Source organism: Streptococcus sp. 477 (assembly GCF_013277295.1).
In the GTDB taxonomy this organism is placed as follows: Bacteria; Bacillota; Bacilli; order Lactobacillales; family Streptococcaceae; genus Streptococcus; species Streptococcus pseudopneumoniae.
This window is the reverse complement of record NZ_VMMQ01000003.1, coordinates 1-3,317: the sequence shown is the minus strand read 5'-3', so window position 1 is coordinate 3,317 and position 3,317 is coordinate 1. Positions and strand designations below refer to the sequence as shown.

Annotated in this window: 2 protein-coding genes and 1 pseudogene; all 3 read right to left on the bottom strand. The window is 38.0% G+C overall.

From position 1 onward, the window contains the following. Positions 1-592, bottom strand: a pseudogene (locus tag HT691_RS00240) (helix-turn-helix domain-containing protein); the annotation flags it as partial. A gap of 84 nt (positions 593-676) precedes the next feature. Further along, on the bottom strand, positions 677-1,777 hold the full coding sequence (gene glf / locus HT691_RS00235; protein ID WP_000272518.1) for a UDP-galactopyranose mutase: 1,101 nt from the start codon (positions 1,775-1,777) through the stop codon (positions 677-679). A gap of 288 nt (positions 1,778-2,065) precedes the next feature. Further along, positions 2,066-3,317, bottom strand: a 1,252-nt coding sequence (locus HT691_RS00230; protein ID WP_172925216.1) for an ABC transporter substrate-binding protein, incomplete at its 5' end; no start/stop codon positions are given.

The following is a 3,317-nucleotide window of genomic DNA, read 5'->3' as shown; positions in this document are numbered from 1 at the left end:
CCCATTGGAGCCCAACAAGATCCCAGTTTACTGATTCTACCGAAACCAGCCTCATCTTGGTACATCAAGCGAACCTTACGAAAATGCCTACTGGTTTTAAAGCGCTTTCTTTTCTTCTTGAATTGAGATTTTATTTTTAGACGCGACAATGGTTTGAGAGTCTACTTTCTTGGGATGTGCTGGACGTGGCCTAATATTTCGCCAACCATGGTGCTTCAAGAGTTGATAGAAGGTAGGAAGAACCTAACTCCTTTGTATAAGCCTGAAATAAGGCATCAATTGTAACAAATTCTCCTGCCTCTGCAGCCTTCAAATGACAGGCAAGAAAGGCTTTCTCTTCCTCAATTGTCATATATGCATGGTTACGACCACCACGTGTTTCTTGAAGGAGAGAATCGAGTCCGAACTCCTCATATTTTTTTACAGTTGGCCAAATCGTTGTTTGATTACAGTCTAAAAGCTCTATAATCTCTTTATAAGATTTACCCATCAGACGAAATAGAACGATTTGAAGGCGTTTATGATATTTAGCTGTACTAGAGTCTTTTAAAAGTGTTTTGATAGCTTGGATTTCTTCTTTAGTTGATTTCATATTACTATTATATAATACTTTTTTATTTTAGTTTAGTATAAAAATCTTAAGTAGCAAAGATTCTAAAATAACGGAATCCTTGCATTATTGTCCCAACTCTTCCTCGACCACTTCCAAAGCCCGTTCGATGACCACATGCATGTCGTAGTATTTATAATCTGCTAAACGACCACAGAAAATAACCTTGTCATTTGTTGCCGCTTCTTCCTGATATTTGGAAAATATAGCATTGTTTCTCTCATCATTGATTGGATAATAAGGCTCATCTCCACGTTTCCAATCAGCTGGGTATTCTCGAGTAATAACCGTTTTAGCTTGTGTACCATACTCAAAATGTTTATGCTCAATAATGCGAGTATAAGGAATTTCTCGCTCTGTGTAGTTCACTACAGCATTTCCTTGATAGTTTTCTTCATCAAAAACTTCATGCTCAAAACGAAGACTACGGTATTCTAACTCACCATGTTTATAATCAAAGTATTGGTCAATCATCCCTGTAAAGACAACTTTTTCAGCAGAAGCTTCTAATTCTTGACGATTGGCAAAAAAGTCAAGACCAAGTTCTACTTCCACATCCTTGAGCATATTTTCGATAATGACATTATACCCACCAATTGGAATTCCTTGGTAACGGTCATTGAAATAATTATTATCAAAGGTCAAACGAACTGGTAGACGTTTAATAATAAACGGTGGAAGGTCAGTAGCAGAACGTCCCCATTGCTTTTCAGTATATCCTTTAATCAATTTTTCATAAATATCTGGACCAATCAACTTGATAGCCTGTTCTTCCAAGTTTTTAGGTTCAACGTCCTTCATATGAGCCGTTTGATCAGCAATCTTATCTTTCACTTCTTGAGGAGTTTTTGTACCCCACATAGCATAGAAAGTATTCATATTGAAAGGTAGATTATAAAGGCTACCCTTGTAATTAGCTAGAGGCGAGTTGATATAATTGTTAAACTCAGCGAATTGATTGACATAGTCCCAAACTTTTTTATTAGAAGTATGAAAGATATGGGCACCATATTTATGAACATTAACCCCTTCTACATTCTCACAGTAGATATTTCCACCAATGTGGTCACGTTTATCAATAACTTTTACTTTTTTTCCACGCTTAGTCGCCTCATAAGCAAAAATTGCTCCCGACAAACCAGCACCAACGATTAGATAGTCGTACATAGTCTCTTCCTTATCACTTATCTTTACATCTCCTTAACTATAGTAAAAGAGAGGATCTTTATACTCTTCGAAAATCTCTTCAAAGCACGTCAGCGTCCATCTGCAACCTCAAAACAGTATTTTGAGCTGACTTCCCAGTTACTCTTTGATTTTTATTGAGTATTCGTTTCAATCTATTTTAGCACAAAACAAATCATTTCTCAGTTTTCGATAGCCGAGTGATTTAAAAAGACAAGCACCAAAACTGATGTTTGTCTTTAGGATTTTGCTTGAAAAGGCTATTTCTAACTATTTAACATGTTTTTCTGCTTCTTTTTGGGCTTTTTCGATTGCTTTTTTGCTTTCTTGCTCCCATTTACTTTTAGCTTCTTCAAACTGTTTGGTCGTCACAGTGTCTTTTTGCAGTTTCATGTACTTGTAGTTATTGCCATCACCCTTGATACCAACCAATGAATAGCCTCTTGTAAATGGCGTCACTTTGGTTACAGATGCTGTGCCACCACTTGACATAGCTGACATAATGAGAGAATTGTCAATCATCCAAGCCTGTGCTTCAGCGTATTTTTCATAACGCTTGGCTACATCTTTGTTTTCACTATCTGCATCTTTGAGCATCTTAGTGTAGGTATCCAGACCTAGACTAGTGATTTTTTCCTTATCTTCCTTGGCATCTAGTCCAAAAATCTTAAGGTAGAATCCATCCTCTGCATTGAAAGGATTGAGATAAGTTGATGGATCCTGATAGTCACCCACCCAACCATCAAAGTTCAAATCGTAGTCACGATCAGCTGCTGTCGGTGCTAAGAAGGCTACATTATTAAAATCATCTGTTGAAAGTTGCTGAACATCAATGACAATGTTATCAGCACCCAAAACTGACTCAAGGGTCTGCTTAACTGAGTTCATGCCTGTCACAGCATTTTTACTTGTCTGATCAACAGCCACATCCAAGTGAATAGGGAAAGTCACACCTTGACTTGCCAATTCTTTTTTAGCTTCCACAAATTTTGCTTGGGCTTTTTCTTTGTTGAAATAGGCATCCTGAGCATCTGCCAAGTTAATACCTGACCATTCTGTTCCGTAGTTGACCAATTTAGAAGCGACTACTTCTCCAAAGGTCTTGTCTCCAACTTGGACAAATGTAGGAGGTGCTAGGGTGTTACGAAGAGTCTTGCTAGCTGCTTCTTCCCCATTTGACTGAGCAGAATAGGCTGTGCGGTCCAAGGCAAAGTTCACCGCTTGGCGGAAGTTCTTGTTCAAAACAGCTGTCTCAGTTGACTTCTTCTGCTCATCTGTCGTTTTAGCAGTGTGATTGTAGGCCTTACGGTTAACGTTGAAATTGAAATACCAAGAAGTCTTGTCCTGCAAGCTATAGACGATATTATCCTTATATTTCTCCTTGGTCTTAGCCAAGTTAGAACTATTTGGATAAACCCCAGCGATAGAATAAGCTCCACTTTCAAAGTTACGGATGGTCAATTCTTGGTCTGAACCATCAAAATAGGCCAATTTCACATGTTCATACTCAATCATTTTCAAA

Excerpts from the sequence above, each read along its gene's own strand:
- glf (WP_000272518.1), bottom strand. The coding sequence starts at position 1,777 with ATGTACGACTATCTAATCGTTGGTGCTGGTTTGTCGGGAGCAATTTTT.